The sequence below is a fragment of the Mucilaginibacter aureus genome (assembly GCF_053514885.1).
This window is the reverse complement of sequence record NZ_CP170601.1, coordinates 4,590,592-4,613,731: the sequence shown is the minus strand read 5'-3', so window position 1 is coordinate 4,613,731 and position 23,140 is coordinate 4,590,592. Positions and strand designations below refer to the sequence as shown.

At 45.2% G+C, this 23,140-nt stretch carries 15 protein-coding genes; 5 read left to right on the top strand and 10 right to left on the bottom strand.

Translation table 11 applies throughout. The features are described 5' to 3' along the window. Positions 1-21 precede the first annotated feature (21 nt). Positions 22-2,022, top strand: coding sequence for an alpha-L-arabinofuranosidase C-terminal domain-containing protein (locus tag ACFGVR_RS19845; protein WP_448699224.1), 2,001 nt, complete (start codon positions 22-24; stop codon positions 2,020-2,022). A gap of 59 nt (positions 2,023-2,081) precedes the next feature. Here the strand turns inward: ACFGVR_RS19845 and ACFGVR_RS19840 are convergent, their stop codons facing one another. The 3 genes from ACFGVR_RS19840 to ACFGVR_RS19830 form a co-directional block, all read right to left on the bottom strand. Next, positions 2,082-2,570 (bottom strand): cupin domain-containing protein, encoded by a 489-nt coding sequence (locus tag ACFGVR_RS19840; RefSeq protein ID WP_448699222.1) that lies wholly within the window; start codon positions 2,568-2,570, stop codon positions 2,082-2,084. Between the two features lie 45 nt (positions 2,571-2,615). Then, positions 2,616-2,879, bottom strand: coding sequence for a DUF4342 domain-containing protein (locus tag ACFGVR_RS19835; protein ID WP_448699220.1), 264 nt, complete (start codon positions 2,877-2,879; stop codon positions 2,616-2,618). A gap of 257 nt (positions 2,880-3,136) precedes the next feature. Then, complete coding sequence (locus ACFGVR_RS19830) at positions 3,137-4,534, bottom strand: DUF4403 family protein (RefSeq protein ID WP_448699219.1); 1,398 nt, start codon at positions 4,532-4,534, stop codon at positions 3,137-3,139. A gap of 183 nt (positions 4,535-4,717) precedes the next feature. Between ACFGVR_RS19830 and ACFGVR_RS19825 the strand changes: the two genes are divergently transcribed. Together ACFGVR_RS19825 and ACFGVR_RS19820 are read left to right on the top strand one after the other, a co-directional pair. Further along, the gene (locus ACFGVR_RS19825) at positions 4,718-6,145 is read left to right on the top strand and encodes an alpha-L-fucosidase (protein WP_448699218.1); all 1,428 of its coding nucleotides are present in this window, start codon (positions 4,718-4,720) and stop codon (positions 6,143-6,145) included. A gap of 25 nt (positions 6,146-6,170) precedes the next feature. Further along, the gene (locus tag ACFGVR_RS19820) at positions 6,171-7,727 is read left to right on the top strand and encodes a putative Ig domain-containing protein (RefSeq protein WP_448699217.1); all 1,557 of its coding nucleotides are present in this window, start codon (positions 6,171-6,173) and stop codon (positions 7,725-7,727) included. Between the two features lie 95 nt (positions 7,728-7,822). Here the strand turns inward: ACFGVR_RS19820 and ACFGVR_RS19815 are convergent, their stop codons facing one another. From ACFGVR_RS19815 to ACFGVR_RS19785, 7 genes are all read right to left on the bottom strand, one after another. After that, entirely contained in the window at positions 7,823-8,674 is an 852-nt protein-coding gene (locus tag ACFGVR_RS19815; protein ID WP_448699216.1) for a metallophosphoesterase family protein, read from the bottom strand. Positions 8,675-8,676: 2 nt separating this feature from the next. Then, positions 8,677-11,199 (bottom strand): phosphocholine-specific phospholipase C, encoded by a 2,523-nt coding sequence (locus ACFGVR_RS19810; protein WP_448699215.1) that lies wholly within the window; start codon positions 11,197-11,199, stop codon positions 8,677-8,679. Positions 11,200-11,306: 107 nt separating this feature from the next. Beyond that, positions 11,307-12,893: a DUF5689 domain-containing protein gene (locus ACFGVR_RS19805; protein WP_448699213.1), complete on the bottom strand. Its 1,587-nt coding sequence runs from the start codon at positions 12,891-12,893 to the stop codon at positions 11,307-11,309. 39 nt (positions 12,894-12,932) lie between these two features. Then, complete coding sequence (locus ACFGVR_RS19800; RefSeq protein ID WP_448699212.1) at positions 12,933-14,501, bottom strand: SusD/RagB family nutrient-binding outer membrane lipoprotein; 1,569 nt, start codon at positions 14,499-14,501, stop codon at positions 12,933-12,935. 14 nt (positions 14,502-14,515) lie between these two features. Then, the gene (locus ACFGVR_RS19795; RefSeq protein ID WP_448699211.1) at positions 14,516-17,959 is read right to left on the bottom strand and encodes a SusC/RagA family TonB-linked outer membrane protein; all 3,444 of its coding nucleotides are present in this window, start codon (positions 17,957-17,959) and stop codon (positions 14,516-14,518) included. A gap of 6 nt (positions 17,960-17,965) precedes the next feature. Then, positions 17,966-18,937, bottom strand: coding sequence for a FecR family protein (locus tag ACFGVR_RS19790; protein WP_448699209.1), 972 nt, complete (start codon positions 18,935-18,937; stop codon positions 17,966-17,968). 93 nt (positions 18,938-19,030) lie between these two features. Beyond that, the gene (locus ACFGVR_RS19785) at positions 19,031-19,612 is read right to left on the bottom strand and encodes an RNA polymerase sigma factor (protein WP_448699207.1); all 582 of its coding nucleotides are present in this window, start codon (positions 19,610-19,612) and stop codon (positions 19,031-19,033) included. 240 nt (positions 19,613-19,852) lie between these two features. On the opposite strand from ACFGVR_RS19785, the gene ACFGVR_RS19780 reads away from it, so the two are divergent. Together ACFGVR_RS19780 and ACFGVR_RS19775 are read left to right on the top strand one after the other, a co-directional pair. After that, on the top strand, positions 19,853-21,904 hold the full coding sequence (locus tag ACFGVR_RS19780) for a discoidin domain-containing protein (protein ID WP_448699206.1): 2,052 nt from the start codon (positions 19,853-19,855) through the stop codon (positions 21,902-21,904). A gap of 1 nt (position 21,905) precedes the next feature. After that, positions 21,906-23,108, top strand: coding sequence for an alpha/beta hydrolase family protein (locus ACFGVR_RS19775; protein ID WP_448699205.1), 1,203 nt, complete (start codon positions 21,906-21,908; stop codon positions 23,106-23,108). The last annotated feature ends 32 nt before the right edge of the window (positions 23,109-23,140 follow it).

The following is a 23,140-nucleotide window of genomic DNA, read 5'->3' as shown; positions in this document are numbered from 1 at the left end:
CCAATTTTTAACCATTAATAAATGATCACAACAAAAACTACCACGCGTTTAGGCGCAGCTGTTTTATTTGCTTTTTTTAGCACAGCAAACTTATCGGCGCAAAGCCAAACCAAACTTACCCTGCAATTTGATAACGCTTCGACCGCGGTTAGCCCCATATTATACGGGTTGATGACGGAAGAGATCAATTACTCGTACGATGGCGGCTTGTATGCCGAACTGGTTAGGAACCGGGTGTTTAAAGATAACCCCAAAGCTCCGGATCACTGGGCGCTGGTGCAAGCCGGAGACAGCAAGGCTTCAATTGCGTTGGATAATAAAAACGCTATTAATGATGCGCTGACCGTTTGTTTAAGATTAGACGTAACACAACCGGGCGGTAAAACCGCGATAGCCAATGATGGCTACTGGGGCGTACCCGTAAAACCCGGATTAACCTATAAAGGAAGTTTTTATGCCAAAACCAACGCGACAGCGGCCCCGCTAACCATTAGCCTTGAAAGCAATGATGGTAAAACTGTTTATGCCACAGCGCAGGTAAGCGGTATTGGTGCGCAATGGCAGCAGTATACCTATACGCTAATTACGGCTAAAGATGTTAAACCTACAGCCGATGCGAAGCTGGTAATTGCAGCCACAGCACCGGGCAGTTACTGGTTTAACCTGGTATCGCTTTTTCCGCCGACATACAAAAACACAGCCAATGGTAACCGCCCTGATATTATGCAGTTGCTTGGTGATATGAAGCCGTCGTTTTTACGTTTGCCTGGTGGTAATTACCTGGAAGGGCAAATGTTTTCGACACGCTTTAACTGGAAAAAAACTTTAGGCAGCCTGGATAAGCGCCCCGGGCATATGGGCACATGGAGTTACCGCTCATCAGACGGGATGGGATTGCTGGAGTACCTGCAATGGTGCGAGGACCTGAAAATGGACCCGGTGCTTGCCGTGTTTGCAGGTTATACCTTGAACAGGGATTACCTGGAAGCCGGGCCGCTGCTGAAACCTTTTGTTGACGATGCTTTAGAAGAAATTGAATACGTTACCGGCGATGTGAACACCAAATGGGGCGCGGTACGTGCTCAGAACGGACATCCTAAACCGTTTAATCTGAAATATATCGAGATCGGTAACGAGGATGGTTTTGATGTTTCGGGTAGTTATGATGGGCGCTTTGCGCAGTTTTATGATGCCATTAAGGCGAAGTATCCAAACCTGCAACTGATATCGACCATTGGCGGCCGAGATGGGTTGGGATCGAGGTTTCCGATAACGCTGCGCAAACCGGATGTGATAGATGAGCACTACTATCGCAATGCATCAGAAATGGAGAGCGATGCAGCTCATTATGATGACTACGACCGTAAGGGACCGAAAATATTTGTTGGTGAGTGGGCCACCCGGGAAGGCGCGCCAACACCTAATTTTAACGCTGCTTTGGGCGATGCTGCCTGGATGACCGGTATGGAGCGTAATTCGGATATCGTGATCATGTCGTGCTATGCGCCTTTGTTTGTAAATGTTAACCCGGGCGGGATGCAATGGAAATCGGACCTGATAGGTTATAATACCTTGAATAGCTACGGGTCGCCATCATACTACGCACAGAAAATATTTAACGAAAATAAAGGAGATAAGGTGATAACCATTGCAGCTGAAAACATCCCCACACAAATGCAAAAGTTGAGTGGGCGGGATTCGGCGGCAGGTAAGGTTGCAAAACCTATCCCGGCTATATTTTATGTAGCCACTAAGGATAGCCGGACAGGCAAAGTATACCTTAAAATAGTGAATACGCTTGGTTCGGCACAAGCCGTTAATATTGAGCTGAAAGGTGTTGCCAACGTGAACGCAAACGGCACGCTGGTAGAAATGAAAGCCGATAAACCCGAAGATACCAACAGCATTACCGAGCCGCAGAAAATAGTGCCGGTAACAACTGTCATTAAAGGCTTGGGTAAAACATTCAGCCGTACCCTGGCACCTTATTCTATTAATATATTGCTGGTAGACACGAAATAGGAAACTGAATTTTGGTTAAGAAAAGAGCCGCAGTTGAATAAGCTGCAGCTCTTTCTTGTTTAACGGCAAAGTTTAGTGATGACGCCGCTGTGCTGAGGGTATTGTAATAGTAATTGTTGTTGTTTAGCCATTTCAAACTCAGAAAATTCAAACCCGGGCGCTACCACGCAACTCATTAATACAAAACCAGATTGTAAGCGGATCTGCGATGCAAACCAATTTCCACCGGCGATAGCCACAGACAGGCTGCCGGTTGGTTGATCTGAAAGTTCGTGAACTGAATAGTTGCCTTGCTGGTCAATAACGTGAATGTGCAGCGGAGAACCCTGGTGGAAATACCATAGCTCATCGGATAATAAACGGTGAAAGCCTGAATAGTCATCACCTTCGAGCAGGTAGTAAATAGAAGTACAGGCTTGCTTTAATTGAGAAGAACCAGGGCGTGATACCTGGTTTTCAGAACGGTAAACCTCTTTGTAATAGCCACCCTCGGGGTGAGGCTGCAAATTTAGTTTAGCTATCCAGTGCTCGGCGTTTTGTGTATCCATGCACAAATATCTAAAAAAGAGGTTTACCGTTAGCTGATGTTTAAATTACTTTGTTTCTTCTTTATGGTCGTCTACCTCTTTTTCAACGGTAACGCTACAATCGCCAACAAAGGCTGCAATTGCGCCTACGGCTGCCAATACCGGTGCCAGTAACAGGCCTACTACGCCGATGGTTAACGGGAAAGAGGCAATCTCTTTGTTGTTTTTATCGGTAATGGTGATGCGGGTTACATTACCTTCGGCAATGAGTTCCTTTACTTTTTTTACCAGGTTTTCGCCATGCATGGCGAAGGTTTCTTTTATAGTCATGATGTTTTGTTTTAATTTATAACTATTGGATTGTAAACCGGAAAAAATGTTACCCGGATACAGAAATATATATTTGAGTATCCGGGTAAAAATCGTTATATTTATACAACATCAGCTCCCAGTTGTTTGGCCGGGGACCGTTCTTTTTAATTGCGAATTTGTTACTATTTTTCGGTAAACTAATCAAAAAATACCGACAAATACCCACCTTTTGCTGACGTTTAAGTAGGTGAAATTGCAAATATCATAACAGATAATTACATCACCACTTTAACCTTTACCTGCCCATTAATTAATGTGCGCACTACCAGTTTTTCGCTGGTAGGGAAGATAGCTTGAATGTCCATATCCTGCACTGTTACGTTGGAGTGGATATTGTTACCCAGATCGCGGCTTAACTGGTTTTGTAACTGCACCTTGCTGTCGGCCAAAAATTTGGTGAAGTTATAGATAGCCTTTTGGCGGATGCCATCGGTTATTTTACCATTAAACATCCAGTTAGCGGCTTTAAGCATCCATGCCCGCGTTTGCAGGTCGAAGCTCAGGTCCGGAAAGGAAAGCTCGTGTTTCACTGCATCGTACGATGGTGTGCCAACCATATAGATCACGCCATTGTTTGAACCGCTAAAGTATACCTTGATGGCAACTTTGGTACCGAGGCCATATATTTTGGTGCTGTCAACAATAAACACTTTACCGGCAACCGGTATTTTTTGACCCATGACCTGCTGGTTTGCCATGTTGGTAAGATGCTGATAATTCTCAACCAGGTCGAGGTAAACGTTGAAACCTTTTGCGGGTACGTAAGTGCTTAAATTGGGCAATGGTTTTACCGGTTGGGCAATACTGGCGGTAGTTACCACCGGTTTGGCCGATAAGCCTATCGAAAAATTGAGCAGCGGGCCGTTTAAGTTAAAACTGCTTAAGCGTACTGCCTGCGGGTTTACGTACAGGTAGCCAACATCCGGAATTTTAAATTCGCTGGCAATGTTTTTCCATAGCAGCTCGATCATGGGCTTAACATTGTAAGCGGCTATTTTGGCGTCAACCTGTTTACCTAAATCGTTCAGCGGGTCGGTTAAGTAGCCTATCAACCTATCGGTAACATCGATATTCCCTAAAAACACGTTACAACGGTCGATAGGTCTTGGAGCGGGGTAAAGCAATGTTTTTGAACGGAGGTGATAATCGGGCAATACACTGAAAGTTGTCTGGTAAGAAATTTCCATCCGGCGCAATGGTTCGCCCACACCGCATTGAGCCGATACCACCGGCGTTAAACATTGCGGGCCTGAGTTTAAAATAGTAGCACACTTAGGGCAATACGACGCTGTGAAGCCATAGCTGCCTGTAAATTTTAGGTTTACAACATTATTGCTGCCGGTAATGGTAAACGGTGTACGGGTAAAAGTGTAGCTATAACGTAAACCCTGGCAAGGCTGCTGATTATCTGAATATTTATTGGGCACCGAGTTTTCAGCCTGCACAAAATAGCTTTTCAGATCGACAGTTACGGGCACTTCAATGTTCGACATTGGCTGCACAATGTTCGGGATAGCCGCCACGCCGGTTGCAGGAGCAAGTGGCTGGAGCGTTTTACAGGAATACAGAACGAAGGGTAATACCAGCGTTGAGATCAGGGGTTTAAGTTTCATTGATGATGATGGATAAGGTTGTGGCAAAAATAAAAAAGCCCGGCTCATTTTTTCGCCTTTTTTTTATTTATCTGGCGGTAAACGATGCTAATATTACTGAACGAAAAGTAAATTACCGCTAACAAAGCCCGCCAAATAAATCCGTTCTTACATCCATCAAATAAAACCAACTGAATTATAATTATGAAAAAGATATTGACTGTCTTTATTGCGTTTATCCTGTTTGCTACTGCCGTATCGGCACAGAAAAAGTTGAGCCGCGACGAGCGGATGAAATGGTGGCGCGAAGCACGTTTTGGTATGTTTATTCACTGGGGAGATTATGCGCAGTGGGCCGGTATGTACAAAGGGCACGAAGTTGGCCATGGCGGCGAATGGATAATGAACCGCGGCAAAATTCCGGTTGCGGAATACCAGGCTGCAGCTAAAAACTTTAACCCGGTAAAATATGATGCTGACGCGTGGGTGCGCATGGCTAAAGATGCCGGTATGAAATACATTGTAATTACGGCCAAGCACCATGATGGATTTGCCATGTTTAAATCAAACGCCAGCAAATGGAACATTGCCGATGCCACACCATACGGCAAAGATGTTTTAAAACCATTGGCCGCGGCTTGTAAAAAATACGGTATAAAATTAGGGTTCTATTACTCACAAGCGCAGGACTGGAACAACCCGGGTGGCGCTGTGGCCCGGAAAGTGGCGGCAGAAGGCTGGGCTAATCCTGATTCGGCTAAGATCGATGCCTATACCAAAGACCATAGCGGACACTGGGATCCATACCAAACTACTGCAACCATGGGCGAATATATCGACCGTGTTGCTGTGCCGCAGGTTAAAGAATTGCTGACCAATTATGGCGAGGTAGCTGTGTTATGGTGGGATACTCCAACAGGTATGACCGATGAGTATGCCGAAAAGCTGAATGCTGTTTTAGCATTGCAACCTAATATCATTACTAACGACCGTTTAAAACGCCCTAACTTTCCGGGCGATACCAAAACACCGGAGCAAAAAATACCAAGCCTTGCCGAACTGGATGGCAAAGACTGGGAAACCTGCATGACCATGAACGGAACATGGGGATATAAAAGCTATGATAACAAATGGAAAACTCCCGAAACACTGATCCATAACCTTTGTGATATCGCATCAAAAGGAGGTAACTATTTGCTGAATGTTGGTCCTGATCCGCTTGGCCAGTTCCCGCAGGGCAGTATTGACGATCTGAAAGCCATTGGCAACTGGATGAAAGTAAACAGCGAAGCTATTTATGCCACCACCGCCAGTCCGCTGCCGGTTTTAGCCTGGGGCCGCTGCACTAAAAAAGTTGAAGACGGAAAAACAATCTTATATTTATCTGTATTTAACTGGCCCACTGATGGTAAATTGGTTGTGCCCGGTTTAAAGAATGAAGTATTATCAGCTAAATTGTTAGCCAGCGGAGCCGCTTTAAAATCACAAAAAGATGGCGACAGTTTGGCGATCAATATACCTTCGGGCGCACCCGATAAAGTTGCATCGGTAATTAAACTGGAAGTAAAAGGTACCGTTGGTACCAATGCTGCAGCACCTGCAGGTACAATGAAATCAGGCTCGATCGACTAACTGTTATCTTACAAATATTTAACTAATGAACAAAAGAACACTGCCTGCTTGCCTTGCCCTGATCTGTTTTTTGGCAAGCCCGGCAATCAAAGCTCAGAACGTAGCGGTAGATAATACCGCTGCGATATTGACGCCTAAAAGCGGCCCGGAGCCACGCATTAATGGCCCCAAAATATTTGGTGTACGTCCGGGGCACCCCATTTTGTTTACCATACCTGCTACGGGCGACAGGCCGATGAAGTTTTCGGCAGATAAACTTCCGGCAGGTGTAAAGCTTGATGCGGTTACCGGGCAGTTATCCGGATCAATATCCAAACCCGGCACTTACGAAATGGTATTGCATGCCAAAAATAAGGTAAACGAAGCCAAAAGATCATTCAAAATTATGGTAGGCGAAACCATATCTCTTACACCGCCAATGGGTTGGAACAGCTGGAATATCTACGCTACCAAAGTGACAGAAGACCTGCTGCTGGCTAACGCGAAGGCTATGGTAACATCGGGTTTGATCAATCACGGGTGGAGTTATATGAACATTGATGATGTTTGGCAGGGAGCAAGGGGAGGCGAGTTTCACGCTATACAATCTAACCCCGAAACCTTTCCGGATATGCAAAAGGCCAGTAACGAGATCCATGCGATGGGTTTGAAAATGGGTATTTACTCTACACCGTGGATCGAATCGTACGGACATCATATTGGCGGATCGGCGGATAATGCCGAAGGGACGTTTGTAAGAACGCCCGAAACAGATAAGGTGCCGCGCAATAAAAAGCTTTTTCCATACAAAATAGGCAGCTATGATTTTGGCGACCAGGACGTAAAGCAATGGGCGAAATGGGGTGTAGATTATTTGAAATACGATTGGAACCCTATTGAGATGCCCGAAACCAAAAAGATGTTTGATGCTTTGCGCGCAAGCAACCGCGATATTGTGTTCAGCTTATCGAACAGTACGCCGTTTGCCTCGATAGGCGAGTTATCTAAAGTAGCAAACACCTGGCGCACAGGGGGCGATATCCGCGATAGCTGGAAAAGTTTAAAACCCCGTTTATTTTCGCAGGATAAATGGGAGCCTTATGCAGGGCAAGGGCACTGGAACGACCCGGATATGATGGTTGTGGGTGTTGTTGGTTGGGGAAAGGATTATCATCCGAGTAACCTGACCGCAGATGAGCAATATACACACGTAAGCGCCTGGTGCTTAATGTCGGTGCCGTTATTGCTGGGCTGCGACCTCACCAAACTTGATGCTTTTACTTTAAGCTTGTTAACTAACGATGAGGTTTTGGCTGTTAACCAGGATGCCTTAGGCAAACAGGCTACGGTAATATCCCGCCAGGGAGAAGCAGGTGTTATGGCTAAAGATCTGGAAGACGGATCAAAAGCAGTTGGCTTGTTTAACCCCGGCGATGAAGGGACCAAACAAGTGGTATTGAACTGGGCAGATCTGAAAATTACCGGAAAATACATTGTACGCGACTTATGGCGCCAAAAAGACCTGGGCACATTTGAGGGCGAATTTAAAGCCGATGTTGCCCAGCATGGCGTGGTAATGATCAGTCTGCGAAAAGCAAAATAATAAGGATAGTAACGCACACTATATTTAAAAGAAATGCCTATCACTATAAAAAGGATAGGCATTCTTTTATCGAGAAGTGAAAGGTGGCTAAAATACTAAAGCGTAAAGCTATTCAGCATTGGGTTTTGACTGGCATTAACCTGGTAGGTAGAGATCTGGTTAGATACACTAACTTCTACAACGCGATAGCCTTTGTAAGCCGTGCCCCAATTACCGCCAAAATGCGAATCGAACAGGTGTGGTAGCTTTCCGGTGTACCGGATGCCGTCCAAACTATGGTCGTGCCCATGAAACGCAGCTTTTACATTTGGGTAGCTGTGCAGTAACTCAACAATCTCCGGGCAATCCACAAATATGGTTTTTTCTTCGGGCAGCCATTGGTGCGGCGGGATATGCAGGATAACAAACACGATGGGTTTGGTTTTAAACTGCTCCAAAGAAGCTTTCAAAAAGGCGTGATCGGGGCAAACATAACCACCCTTGGTATCAGCGGTATTGGCAAAGATAAAACCGATATCGCCTTTATCTACCACATATTTGTCTTCGTAACCAAAAACGTTTTTCCAAACTGCGGCATCGGCAAAATCATGATTACCGGGGATAGTGTAGTAGGGTACAGGCAGTTTATCCAGGTAAGTTTGCTTTACCTTTGGCAGCAGATCCGGACGGTTATGCACCAGATCGCCATTGATGACAACCAGATCAAGATGGTTGGCGTGATGCTCTTTACTGAGCCACTTAACCAGATCGCTGTAAAAGCCGTCCGAATCGGTATCCGGCTGCCCGTAATGCCCATCAGAAGCCAGGGCAAAACGTAATTTGAAATTACCGGCAGCCTTACCGGTATGGCCAATTGGCTGCCCGGCAAACGATTGGATTGCAGGCAGCAGGGTTAAACCCGCTGCGCCTACTATGCTTGATTTTATAAAGTTTTTACGTGTGCTCATCGTTATACAATTCTGCCCATTACAGGGTCGGTTTTAGTGATCATACCTGTTTCAACGTGGCCTGCAAAGCGTTCTTCGAAAGAGGTGCTGTTATCCAGCTTTACGCTGAAATCGTACCAGTTAAAGTTCTTTGAAAGATTTAAAACCGTGCTTGTTTTGCTGTTGGCTGCAATAGTTTTGTTGATGCTACCGCTTTTGTAGGCATTATCGTTTATCACGACGTTAACCGCCTGCGTGCTGTTATTGCTAATGTTAACCACAACGTTGCCGGTTAATTTAGCGCCGCTTTTTTCGTACTCGCAGGTTATTTTTAGCTGCGGATTATTTTGGTTGCCTTTAAACTCGCGGTAAAAACCGTTAGGGCCATGCACACGCAAGTGATAATTATTATTTTCGAATGCGCTTACAGGCCAGTTATAAGTTAACTTATCACCTGCAACAACGGCGAACGACCAGTTTCTTGAAATTTCATCCTTGCTGGTTTCATCATTGTACTTAACCGGGGCATAAACCGTGAATGGCGAGCCTGCCGCGTTTTTGCCAAAAACCTCGTTACCGGCAGCAAAGCTTATTTCGAAATTCTTCTTATCGGCAGCTAAGGCCCCTGTGCTATATAATTCGTAGGGCAACGCACATGCTGATCTGACGCCTGGTTCCTGTAAGGTAATTAGCGAAGGTTTAGCACTGATCTGCTCGATCTCGCTTGCTGATAGCTTTTTGAAACTATCCGGTTCCTGTTTAAACTTAGCATTGTAAATGGTTTCCACGTTTTTGTTGCGATCCAAAAATGGGATGGACTCTAACTTGTTGCCATTGTAGGGGCTAAAAGCCGAGGTCAGGTCTCCGCAGATGGTACGGCGCCATTCGCTGATGTTATTGGTCCTGATGTTTTTATTGAACTTTTTATTTACAAATGTCTCTAAAAACTGTAGGGTAGAGGTATGGTCAAAAACTTCAGAACATACTTTACCGCCACGGCTCCATGGCGAAGCGATCAGCATCGGAACCCTGAAACCAAGACCGATGGCACCTTCGCGGGCCTGATTTTTGGGTACATCCTGTTTTAGTTCGTTCTCCAGACGTACAAATTCAATTTCAGTTTCGATGTTAGGCGAGCATTTGCCGGTACCCGGCAGCTTGTTATCCGGAATTGAGAAAGGAACCACGTGATCGAAATATCCATCATTTTCATCATAGGTAACTATAAAGATGGTTTTTTTCCACACTTCAGGGTTTTTGGTCAGGATATCCAAAACTTCCGAAACATACCAGGCGCCATACCACGGCGCTGCCGGGTGATCTGAAAAATTTTCGGGACCGGCCAGCCAGGACACAGTTGGCAGTTTGCCACTGTCCACGTCCTGCCTGAACTGGTGCAGCAAATCGCCTTTAGGCACAGTTACTTTACGCTCTTCGCCGTTATCGCTGTAAGTCAGCTCGGCAATACTGCGGAAATCGCTGTCACCCGAGTTGATGGTAAAGGCACGTTTGTACAGGCTCTTTTGCTTATCAGATAGCTTTTCATAGCTCTCTTTATTCCATTTGCTCAACTCGCTGCGGGCATTATCCAAAACTGCCTGTTTCTTTTTGATAGCATCAAGCGCCTTTGTGGTTGCGGCCGCATCAGATGGCGTTCTTTCCTGTAGCTTATTGATCTGTCCGGGAAGTTCCTCAGCTTGTTTCTGCAGATTTTTGATATACCTGTCAGAAAACTTAACGTTATAAGCCTTAAAAAACTCTAACAGGTTACAACCAAAGTTTGCCAACCAGGCGCGTTCTTCGGCGACAAAACCACCGCCGCAGCTCAGGTCGTTCTGGTAAAATTTCCATGGGATGTTGTTTTGTTCCAATAATTCCGGAAAGGTTTCCCAGGGCATATCACCATAGGTATAATCGTTGTTACGGATATTTGCTTTGGGGATGCCATTTTGCATGTGGGTAATTTTACCGATCCAAAAAAACGAGCGGTTAGGCGTGGTGCTGGTCATGGCCGAGCAGAAATTCTGATCGCACACAGTAAACGCATCGGCCATGCCATAATTGAACGGCAGGTCTTCGCGGGTATAATGCCCCATGGTTAAAGGCATTTCGCGATAAGCCGGGTTACCCGATTTTTTTGCGATGAGCCATTTATCGTATTTGCCCATGTTATTGGCATCTACCTGACTGGCACGTGAGTGCGGTAAAGATCCCATCCAGGTAACTTTAGTATCTTTAATATTGAGCCTGAACGGCGAGAAGGTGTTACCAACGGCATCGGTTTGCAGCCACACCGGTTTTTTATCAGGCAGTTGAATGGCCCTTGGATCGTTGAAACCACGTACGCCTTGCAGTGTGCCGAAACAGTGATCGAATGAACGGTTTTCCTGCATCAGTATCACAATATGTTCGGCATCTAAAAAGGTGCTCCCGGTTTCGGGGTTAATGGCCATTGCCTTTTGTACAGCGGCCGGCAGCATATTCGTCATGGCAACGCCACCGGATATTAAGGCTACTTTTTTAAGGAAATCCCTGCGTGAATCCATTTGTGTTTTTCGTTTTGTAGGTGCGTAAATGTAGGGTTATGATAGTGGTTAAAATACAGACGGACCGGTAAGTTTACACCACCAGTCCGCCTGTAAAAAGGTATGTTTTAATTAGCCAGGGTAGTTGGTACAATACCCGAACCAACCGGGAACTCAGCTTCTATTTCAGTAAGTGTAGATGTTTTGCTCAGGATAATATTTTGCTGGCTGCGGGCTTTTACCCATTTACCCAAACGTGGGTTATATACACCGCCAAGCTTGTAAAAGTAACCAACATCGGCAGGAGTGGTGTAGGCTAAACAAATAGTGTTTGAGCCTTGCCTGTAATATGGCTGCGATTGCAGGTTAATTGGGTTGATGATATCGTAAAAATCGGTATTGGCAATTTTATAACCTACAGGCGGTGTACCTGCCTGGAACAGTGAACCGCCACTTCCTATAAACATTACATCGATAGGTGCAGTATCTTTGGTTACGTTAGTACCTGCAAATACGGCCATACCGAAAGCATTGCCACTGTTAGCGAAGAAACCACCGTTACGGATACCAAAGCCATCACCATCGGTAGTGGTGTAGTTAAATGCGCGTATCCAGTTTGATGTAGCCATGCTTGTTGAACCCGACCCGTTAATGGTTTTGCCTGAACCGCCTACATAAAAATAGGTGCCTTTTGCGGCAGAGCCAGTAGTGAGGTTAAATTTAAATGTACGGAAGGTTGTAGCGGCAACCGAACCAACCGCAACCGAACCGCCGCCTGTGGCCCATCCGTTTGCCGGGTAACCGGCAGGGGTTGATGCACCCGCATTGTTGGTAACCACTACCGAATATGGTGTTGTGGCAAAGTTAATATCCTGCGTGGCCAGTAATTGTATATACTCGTAATTACCATCACCGCCAATAACATCGTTAATAAAGCCGGCGATAACAATTGGGGTAACATTTATTGTCGAGCTCAAAACCTGAACATCGCTTGCCATGCGCATACGCACTTGTGGCGTTACTGTACCGTTTATTATTGGTGTAAAAACCACGCCGTTAAAATTAGCGCTTCCGGGCAATGAGCTCCCCGCAAATGTGGCCGTAGGCTCGGTGTGCAAGATAATATTATCAAAACCATCGTTAACTATTTTATCGCCCAGGTAGGTATCGGCAGGGGTGGGTAGCGGATCGAACCCGCCTTTAACGATATCAACCAATGTACTTTCGTAGGTATTGGGGTCTTTTAATATAGAACTGGCTGGAACACGGTTTGGTGCGATATCATTTGCACTCGAAATTTTGGTTACCGCACTGGCCGGTACATTGACGATCTGTAATGTACCATTTTGCCTGGTTAACGTGCCGCCCGCAATAGTAACGATCACAGAATCGCCCGATTTGTAATTTGTAGCAGCATCGCCAATGTTTACAGCAATACCCCTTAATAATGATAAACGACGGTGATCTTCCAGGATCAATAAGCCGGCAGGCAGGTTTTTGCCGGTATAGTCAGAAACTACAAGGCCGGTAATTTTATCACATCCATACATGTTATCTGTGCTTAAGGCCACATCGCTACCTTTGTATAGGTTACGCAGATCGTACATCGGGATGTATGGGCTAATCACGCCGCCGGGGTAGTTGTTTGACTTTGAACACCCGGCCCATATAAATGCTACTGATAGCAAAAGGGCATAAAATATTGTTTTTTTCATCTTAATAATTGTTGTATTAATTAAAAAAGCATTTACTAATTATGGTTTTTGCCACCAAACCTGTGTACTGATCACATCGGTTCCCTGCGAGGCAACCGCTGCTTTATAATTTGTGGGGTTGGCTGATTGTACATAAACCGGGTAGTTGAGCCTTGCAGGCATTACGCTGTTGTTCAGCAAGCCAGGCCCAAGTGGCAATACAGGGTGGCCCGTGCGGCGGAACTCGAACCATTGCTGAAAATCGGCAAGGAACAAAGCATAATATTTTTGCAGGTGAATGCGCTCCATCTTGGCGTCTACCGATTCTGTATTATCCCATGAGATAGCTGCACCGGTTAAATAGTTGCGAAAATCTGGCGACGCAATTGTTGGTGCCGGCGAAGGTACGCCCGCAGCAACCGGGTTAGGCCAGGTAGGCAGCCATAAGGTTAAACCGTTAAGTACTCCGGTTTCCCAATAGGTTTGGGCGGTACCGGTTGTAATAAAACCTTTAACTGAAGCTTCGGCCAGGATAAATTGTACTTCGGAATAATTCATGATCATCCCGGTCAAGGGGTCGCTCATTAACGAAACCGCTGAAGTATTTGAATAAAAGTAAGACTGTTTTATAGGTCCGTTACCCGGAAGATAGCCGCTTGGTATACCGTCAAATCCACCCGGACCCTGGGCAATTCCCCACCTGTTAAAACCGCTTGTCGCATAAGTTGAAATATTGATGCGCGGATCGGACCACATCACCAAATGATTGATAAAAAACTCGCCGATAGCAGGTGACCGCCAATCCTGTTCGCGCACACTATTAACATACGGTGAAGTGAGATAACCCGAACCTGTCCATCGTAAAATGGCGGCGTCAGTGTTGCTGGTCATGATAGGGTAAGTAGAGGCATGTGTGTCTATCATATCCTTGATCTTGGCAATACATTGACCCGATACTTCGGCTTTGCCGGATAATCTTAGCAAGAGTCTTAAATACAGTGAATTACCTAATTTACGCCACTCAGCGCATACGCCGTTGTAAACAGGATCGCTTGACGCTACCACGTTGGCTGCTCCGTTAAGCAAGGTATTAGCTGTTTCCAGTTGTTTAAAAATATCCAGGTAGATATCTTTTTGCTTATCAAACGCCGGTTCATAGATCAGGCTATCCCTGGCTTCGTTGGATTGGAAGTAAGGCACATCACCATAAGTATCTGTAAGCAGCGAATAAATCCACGACTGGCAGATCAGGGATATACCCTGGTAACCTTTGTTTAAGGTTAAAGGCTGACTGGAAATTTTATAAATATCTTTAAAATTTGACAGCTGTTTATACCAGTTGTTCCATGTATTATCGGCCTGATTGGTTTTAATATCATACCTGAAGATGGCTCCATCGTTATCTGTTTCAGACACGGTGACCTGCATCAACTCATTATTGAAATTACGGTTACGCAGCATGTTTGCTGCCAGGGTATTAACCAGGGCGGGGGCAAGCAGTTGCTGTGGCAACGCAGTAGGTGTTGTGTTAGGGTTGGTATTTAAGTCCTCAAACCCTTTTTTGCAGGATGTTTGAAAAACTGCTATCAGTATTATTGCACCTATAACACCGTAAATATTCTTTTTCATTTTCTGTATAGTGATTAAAGTGAAATAATTATGTTAACACCCATAGTACGGGTTGAGGGGAACTGGCCGATCTCAAAACCCTGGGTAATGTCTGATCCGCTAAGAGTACCAAACTCCGGATCAAATCCCGGCCATTTGCTCCATATAAACAGGTCGCGGCCATAAACACCGATTGTTGCACGCTGTAAACCAAGCCTGCTGCTTATTTTTACCGGTATGGTATAATCAAGTCTGGCTTCTCTTAGTTTAATAAAATTGGTGCTGAAGGTTGCGCCCTCGGCATTGTTAACTCCAAAGTTTGATTGGTTGTACTGGTCAATATCAGTAGCGATAACATCGTTTTTACGATAAGTGCCATTAGGGTTTTGCACCACACCGTTACCAATTATACCTCCGTATCTGCCCGGCAAGGTATTGGTTGTTTTACCCTGTTCGGCCAGTTTGTATGCTGTAAGCGAATAAGCCACGGCACCGTATTGACCATCAAACAGGACGCTGAAATGGAAATTGCGGAATTTGAAATCGTTATTGAAACCCATTTTCCATTTAGGCTGGGTATTACCCAAATAAACCAGATCCTGCGAAAGTAAAGCAACACCGGTTTTTGAATCAAAAACTACTTGTCCGTCGGGTGCGCGCAGATAACCGCGGCCATAAAGGTCGCCCATGCTGCCGCCTACATTAGCAACGATCTGTCCGCTGCCTGTAGGGCCTGTTTGCAGCACAACCGAACTGTCTGAAAGTTGCAGTATTTTATTACGGTTTGCCGAGAAGGTAAAATTAGCCATCCAGGTAAGGCCTCTTGAACCGCCTTGTACAGGCGTGCCGTTTACTGCCAACTCAATACCTTTGTTGCCTACTTTACCAATATTAACCACAGATTGTGCATAACCTGCTGATTGATCAATGATACGGTTAAGGATCTGGTTTTTGGTATCGCCTGAGTAAAGGGACAGGTCGAAACCTAAACGATTTTTAAAGAAACGCACATCGGCACCAACCTCATAAGTTTCGGTGCTTAATGGCTCGAGGTTAGGGTTAGGCAATATTGTTGGGTTTTGCAAGCCGCCAGAATAGGTGCTGCCTGCAGATACATATGCGAAAGAGGTACGGTAAGGCACATTGCTGCCACTACCTACACTTGCATACGACGCCCGTAATTTAGCATAGCTGAATAATTGCGGCAATTTAACCGCATCCGATAAAATAAAACTTGTACTTAGTGACCAATAAGGGAAACCTACTTTGTCGGTACGCTGAGGGGTTGCCAAAACGCTGTTCCAGTCCTTACGGCCGGTTAAGTCTACAAACAATATATTGTTATAGCTGCCTGTCATTAAGCCATAAAAGCTATTCAGGGCCGTTTGATATTTGTAAGGTACGGTAACTAAAACGCCTGCACTGTTAGCCATCGAATAAATACCAGGGAAAGTCAACGAATCGGCCCTTACCTCATTTTCATTAAAGGTGGTTTTCAACATGCTGCCGCCAACCGTTGTTGTCAGGTTAACTTTTTTGGTGATATTTTTATTATATTTCAATAGCCAGTCGGCACTAACAGATTGCGTGTAAATATCCTGTGTACGGAAAGAGCCTTTTGGATATTTTGTACCGGCATCATACGGGCGTTGCTGTGAGCGCTGCTCGTACGACATATCTAACGAGGTGCGCAATTGCAGGCTTAGTTCCCGGGTGATGCTGTAAGTAGCCTGTACGTTACCGGTTACCGCGTTGCGATTTGATTTGTTGATAAATTCGTAAGCAACCGCGTATGGATTTTCGGGAAATGAGCTGTACGGATATTCAATAACACGATTGGTTTGCCCGATCTTCCAATAGTTTTTCAGCCAATCGATATCGGCATTAGGCTGCCAGAAGATAAACCAATACATCAAGGATTGATTTCCATAACCTGCGCCCGGTAAGTTATCACTTGATTTATTTTGATAGTTTATTTTCGAACTGATAGTGAGCTTGTCGCTGATCTTTGAGTTTACCGACATAGCTACCGTATTGCGGCTGTAACCGGTATTGGGTACTATCCAGTTGTTGGTTACATTGGTTGCCGAAAAACGTGCGGTGGTTTTATCAGATCCGCCATCAATACTGATCGAATTGGTTAATGTATTACCTGTGTTAAAAAAATGATGGATCTTATCGGGATAGGCAACCCAGGGCGTGCGCGTTTTGCCCTGTGCCTGTGTTACCGGGTCGAACTGGTAAAACATCTGCCCATCAAATTTAGGGCCGTAAGCCGAGCTTGTGCCGCTTGTGCTGGCACCATCTGCGCTGGCACCGTACGAATAATAGGTTGCACCAGCCAGGCCCTGGCCATATTGATATTGAAAATCGGGCCAGCGGTTTACCTGCTCAATAGATGCATTTGAATTGAAGGTAATGCCCAAACCCTTTTTGTGTGCCGAACCCGCTTTGGTGGTAATAATAACCGCACCGTTTGCCGCGTTCTGTCCATATAAAGCGGCTGCCGCCGGACCTTTTAATACGGTAATATTTTCAATATCCTCGGGGTTCAGATCGTTAACGCTGCTGCCATAATCGGCAGGCATATTATCGCTGCCGGTACCGTATACCGTTTCGCCTCCAATACCTACGCGCTTGCCACTGCTGTTGTTGATCACTACGTTATCAACAATAATTAGTGCTTCGTTATCGCCGGTAAGGTTATTCTCGCCACGTAAAATTATTTTGTTTGAACCAGTAGGGCCGCTGTTTGAACGCACCAGGTTTAAACCGGCCACCTTCCCCGAAAGGGCATCGCTCCAGTTTGATGAAACCGCATCGGTAAGCTGCTCACCTTTGAGCACGGTTACGCCGTACCCTAAGGCTTTTTCATCGCGCTTGATACCCAGCGCGGTAACTACCACCTCGGTAAGGGCCGAATTAGCTATCTCCATGGTGATATTTATACCAGCCTCATTACTATTATAAGTGAGAGACTGTGGCTTGTAACCCACCATGGATAAATTGATAGACGTACCACGGGGGATACGTACCGAAAACTTGCCGGCAACATCGGTTGAACCCAGGTATCTTTTACCTGCATCGGTAATGGTTGCGCCTGTTAGCGGCTGTTTATCATCAGAAGAGAACACTGTGCCGCTTACCGAGATCATTTCGAGTTTTTTGATCACGATGTTGCCCTCAATATTCCTCATTCCAATACCTGCCTGCTGCTGTAATGCCAGTGCAAGGTTATCAAAAGAAATATTTTCTGAGGCAAGGGTTATCGTCTGCTGCATATTTACTTCGGTATCAAATGAAACCTTAAATCCATTGCTTTTAAGACGATCAGCAATTGATTGAACGCTTACGCGTTTTTGTTGGAAAGTAAATTGCGCCGGCATTTTTACCTGTGCCAGCACCGTTAGCGAATAAATACAACAGAGTACCAGCAGGGAAACTGTTTTAGGGAAGAACAAGAGTTTAAGTTGTTTCATAAGCAATTAGAATAATAGTAGTGTGTTTGTTTTTTCAAATTGATAGTGGATACCGGTTGCATAGCTCAGGCCGTTTAAAAGGTCGGCAATGCCTGTATCTTTCATTTCGCCGCTAAAACGGCGGGCTTTTTTAGCCGTTGGCGAAACCTTTACTTTAATATTATACCAGCGTTGTATTTTTTGTGCTATCTCGTACGCATCGCAGTTATTAAACACCAGGGTGCCGTTTTGCAGTGCCGATGCATCTTTTATAATTACCTTTTTAATGGCAACTTTATAATTATCAGCATTGCTGGTTAGCTGTTCTCCGGCTTTCAAAAAATGTGTATGGTTATTAATTATTATCCCAACCAAACCTGTTGCAACTTTTATTTCGGCGTTAACGTGTTTACGGGTATAAACATTGAAAGAGGTTCCTAATACGGTGATAGATAGGCGCTGATTGGTGTGGATGATAAATGGCCTGTCGGAAATGTGCTTTACATCAAAAAAAGCTTCTCCATACAGGTTAACTTCCCGTTTTGGGCCATCAAAGTTTTTAAAAGTTAGTTTTGAGTCGGGGGCGAGGTACACTAACGTACCATCGGGCAGCGAAACTTTGCTGCGCGTGTTTGCATTGGTTTGTGCAAATTGCAATTGGCCACCGTTTAACGATGATTTGTAATAAAACCAACCTAACAGACTAAAAAGCATCAGGCTTGCTGCCAAGCCCATAAACCAGTAAGGCTTAGATGAGTTTGTTTGATCATTGTCCGTTTGGCTAACCGGAAACATCCTGCTTAGCAGGTGGAGCCATTGCTCATCAATATCTGCTTGCTTAAGCGGTTGCTGTAGTTGAGCCTGCCGGCGTTCAAGGTATGTTAAAAGATAACGGTTTTCGGCTTGCTCTGCACTCCATTGCAGCACCTGCTGCATTTCATGGTCGCTGCAATCGCCGTTGATGTAGTTTATTAATAGTTCCCAGTTTACTGTATTCATTTGTAGAGAAGAGCAACGGATCACTCTTTTCCACCAAAAGAAATAGTTAAGTGTTTGTTAAATGTTTGTTAACTATAGCCTGAAGAGCGGGGCTTAGTTTAACATCACGAAAAGCAGGCCGATCATCATTAAGCCGCCGGCAATGGTAGCCTTGTCCAGATCCCTATGGTTAATGCTTCTTGTTAATTGCTCAATAGCTTCGCGAAGGTGATAATCTACCTTTTTTTCAGGTACATCCAAAGCCTCTGCTATTTCTGCATATTTTAGACCGAGCAGACGCAATTCGATAATCTGCTTGCGTAAAGGTGTTAGTTTATTGATCAGGTCTTCAACTATGACGATCGATTGCTTCGCTACAAATTTTTCAAACGGGTTGTAGGTATCCGAAGGAATATCAAAAAGCTCTTCGTTAAGAGAGGATGTTTGATTATGGGAGGTAAGCGCTTTTAATGCACCGTTTTTTGCCGCACGGAACAGGTATGGCTTAAGGTTATTGATCTTCAACCTATCTTTTTCCTGCCAAAGATTTAAAAACAGATCCGATAAAACGTCTTTGGCCAGGGCGTCATCTTTAACAATTCCGTTAACATAGCGGAAAAGAGGGGTGTAATTCTCCTTAAATATGCTTTCAAAACCATCCAGCGTGCTCAAAATCGGCATATCTTCTGTACTCATTTGTAACAACAAAAGTAATCGGAGCTATATTTCTGAAATAAAACCATTGTGTTAAATATTTATTAACAGATTATTTTTCGAACGAAATTTCTCCTGCCGGGCAGCCTACATTATCCTGTTTATTGAGCATATCAATTTGCCAGTAATGCATAGTAATAACCACCTGTTTATTGATTACTTTGACTGTATCACCATATGAGACGGGCTTAAGCAGATGCTTCGTTAACCGCTTTTACTGACATGAAACAATTTTTGATAAGTACTTTAACTATACTGCTGTTGCCGGCAGCATTACTTGCACAAAAAAAACCACAAAGCCAATGGGTGTACCCCGGCGCAAATGGTAAATTAGTTTACAAAACCACCGCCAATGGCGATCGCATAATGGATTTTTCGCAGGCCGGCTATATGGGCGGGGGCGTGGCGCTACCCATCATCTCCGTAAGGAAAACTGTAAAGCCATCGGGGGGGGATGATACCAAACAAATACAAACCGCTATTGATGAAATTGCGGCTATGCCGTTGATAAATGGCTTTCGGGGGGCGGTGTTATTAGCGCCGGGTGATTTTACCTGTTCGGGGCCATTGTTATTGCCGGTAAGCGGCGTGGTTTTAAAAGGCAGCGGCATGGCTAATAAGGGCACTACTATCCACATGACCGGCAATCCACATGCTGCGATAATTATCGGTGTTGGCAATATCAATATCAAATTAGGCAGTACCGAGCAAGCCGATGACAGTGAGATCGTATCAACACGAACGCAGATAACGGATGCTTATGTACCTGCCGGGACAAACACCATTACAGTGGCTGATGCCAAAGCTTTTGCTGTTGGTGATACTATCATCATCAGGCGACCGGTTACCGATGCCTGGGTACACTTTATGCGCATGGATGATATGTATCGCGATGGTAAAAAAGAAACCTGGATAGCCAAAACCAGGCAAGGGATCATTAAACGGAGAATAGAAAAGATAACCGGCAATAAACTGACTCTTAATATCTCCGTTTCTGACTCATACGACGCACGATATTTAAATCCTGCAGGAACAACTGTCGCTAAAGCGGAGGCTTCGCATCGCATTACTCATGTTGGTATTGAAAATCTGCATATCCAATGCCCAGCGCTGGAAAGCGATTACGGCCACGCGCCATACTCGGCCATTCGTGTTGGCGGCGACGATTGCTGGGTAAAGGATGTTTTTTGCGAAGAAACTATGAATGCTACCGTATTGGCCGGCAGCCGCATCACCATGGAGCATGTGGTTGTTAAACATACCTACACCAACCTTGGCGCATCAAAACCTACCGATTTTAGTTTAGAGGGCAGCCAAAACCTGATAAACCGCTGCGAAATAAGTGGCGGCAATACTTATTTTGTGTGGACATCGGGTTTGGTGCCTGGGCCAAACGTATTGCTCAATTGCACCTTTACGGGATTAGGTAGCCGCATACAACCACACCAGCGCTGGGCAACGGGCATGCTGGTTGATAACTGCAGTGTGCCCGACGGCGGTATTGATTTTATGAACAGGGGCGTAGCCGGCTCAGGTCACGGCTGGACAATGGGTTGGGCCGTAGCCTGGAATTGCATTGCCAAAACCTATATCATTCAAACACCGCCGGGGGCGACCAACTGGGCCATAGGATGTACCGGCACCCGCCAGCAAACCGCCCGCCTATTTGATAGCTCGCCGATAGAGCCTGAAGGCTTTTTTGACTCACACAATGAACCTGTAGCTGTACAAAGTTTGTATCTGGCGCAATTAAAAGAACGTTTGGGCATGCAGGCACTAAACAACATCGGCTACAGATCAAACACCATTGCTGAGTTTAAAAACAAGCAGGTTAAACCGCAGCATGTGCCGGTATCTGTTGATAAAGGTTTAGGTAAGGACGAAGCATATCTACGGCCGGTGAATACCAATGGTAACCGCGATGGTTTAATACACAGTGGCGAAAAGGCACTGGATGGTAACGATGCAACTTACTGGGCGGCTAAGGACGAAACAACTGTGCCTTATATTGAAGCGGATATGGAAGGTCCGGTTGATATTGATGCGCTGCAGATAAGCGAGCCTAAAGGCCTGGAGCATGTGCTGCAATATAAGATTGAGGGCCAGGTAAACAGCGATTGGAAATTATTGGCACAGGGAACTACCATCGGTCAAAACAAGATAGCCACCTTTCCAAAAACAACGGTTTGGAAGGTTAAGCTTACCGTACTCAAATCATCGGCATACCCGGCTATCAGCCAGTTTGGTTTGTACCTTAAAAAAGCAGTTAAGTAACATGAGAGCCATTCAAAAAATAGCAGCCCTGCTGATCGCATTGGTAGCGGCTAATATCGCACAGGCACAAATTAAAGGCACTTTGTGGGATGTTAAAGGCATACACGATGTACCGGCGTATAAAGTAGTGAGTGCCGATTCGGCCATTGGGATGATCTACCAGGGACTGACATATAAAGGTAAAGCGCAAAATGTGTTTGCCTGGTATGCTACGCCGGGAACGTTGAGCGGCGACAGGTCGAAAGATAAAAACCTGCCTGCTGTAGTGTTGGTTCACGGTGGGGGCGGTATGGCGTTTAGAGAGTGGGCCCTACTTTGGGCAAAAAAGGGCTACGCTACCATTGCTATGGATACGCGTGGTAACGGACCGGGTAAAAAGCACATTGATGGCGGTTTTGACGAGCCTAATTCGCTAACTCCATATTTTACCATCACACCACAGGTGAGTGAGCAATGGATGTTTCAGGCTGTAGCCGATGTGATACTGGCGCATAACCTGATCCGCAGCTTCCCTGAAGTTGATGCAAACCGTACGGCGATAACCGGTATTAGCTGGGGCGGAATTATTACCTGCCTGATGGCCGGGGTAGATCACCGGTATAAAGCCGCCGTTCCGGTTTATGGTTGTGGTTACCTGCTGCAAAACAGCTCGATGCGGGCAGAACTTTTAAAACTAAATGAGGCCGACCGGCAAACCTGGGTTAAGCAATATGATCCGTTAAATTACATCGGCAAAACCAAAACACCTATGTTGTTTTTAAACGGAGCCAACGACCCGCATTTTTACTTAGACAGTTATTCCAAAACCTATAACCTGGTAAAAGATAAAAATTTGTGCATCAAGATCGGGTTAAGGCATAATCATCATTTGGGTTGGAGCAATGATGAAACATTTGCTTTCATCAACAGCTATCTCAATAAAACAACCCCGCTTAATAAGATTGGAAAACCCGAATATGACGGTGAAGGCGTAAGCGCTAACATTGATACGCACGCACCTGTAGCTAAAGCTTATTTAAATTTTACACGTGATACAGCCAGCGTACTGATGAACCGTAAATGGGAATCAGCGGAAGCAACACTTAATAATGGCCGCATAACGGCGCCTGTTTTGCCATTAGGCACAACCATGTGGTATATTTCGGCCACTGATGATAAAGGCTTGCAAACATCAGGCGAGATTATGTTTGTTAAACAGCATTGATGTGATATTGCATAATAAATTGCAAACAACGA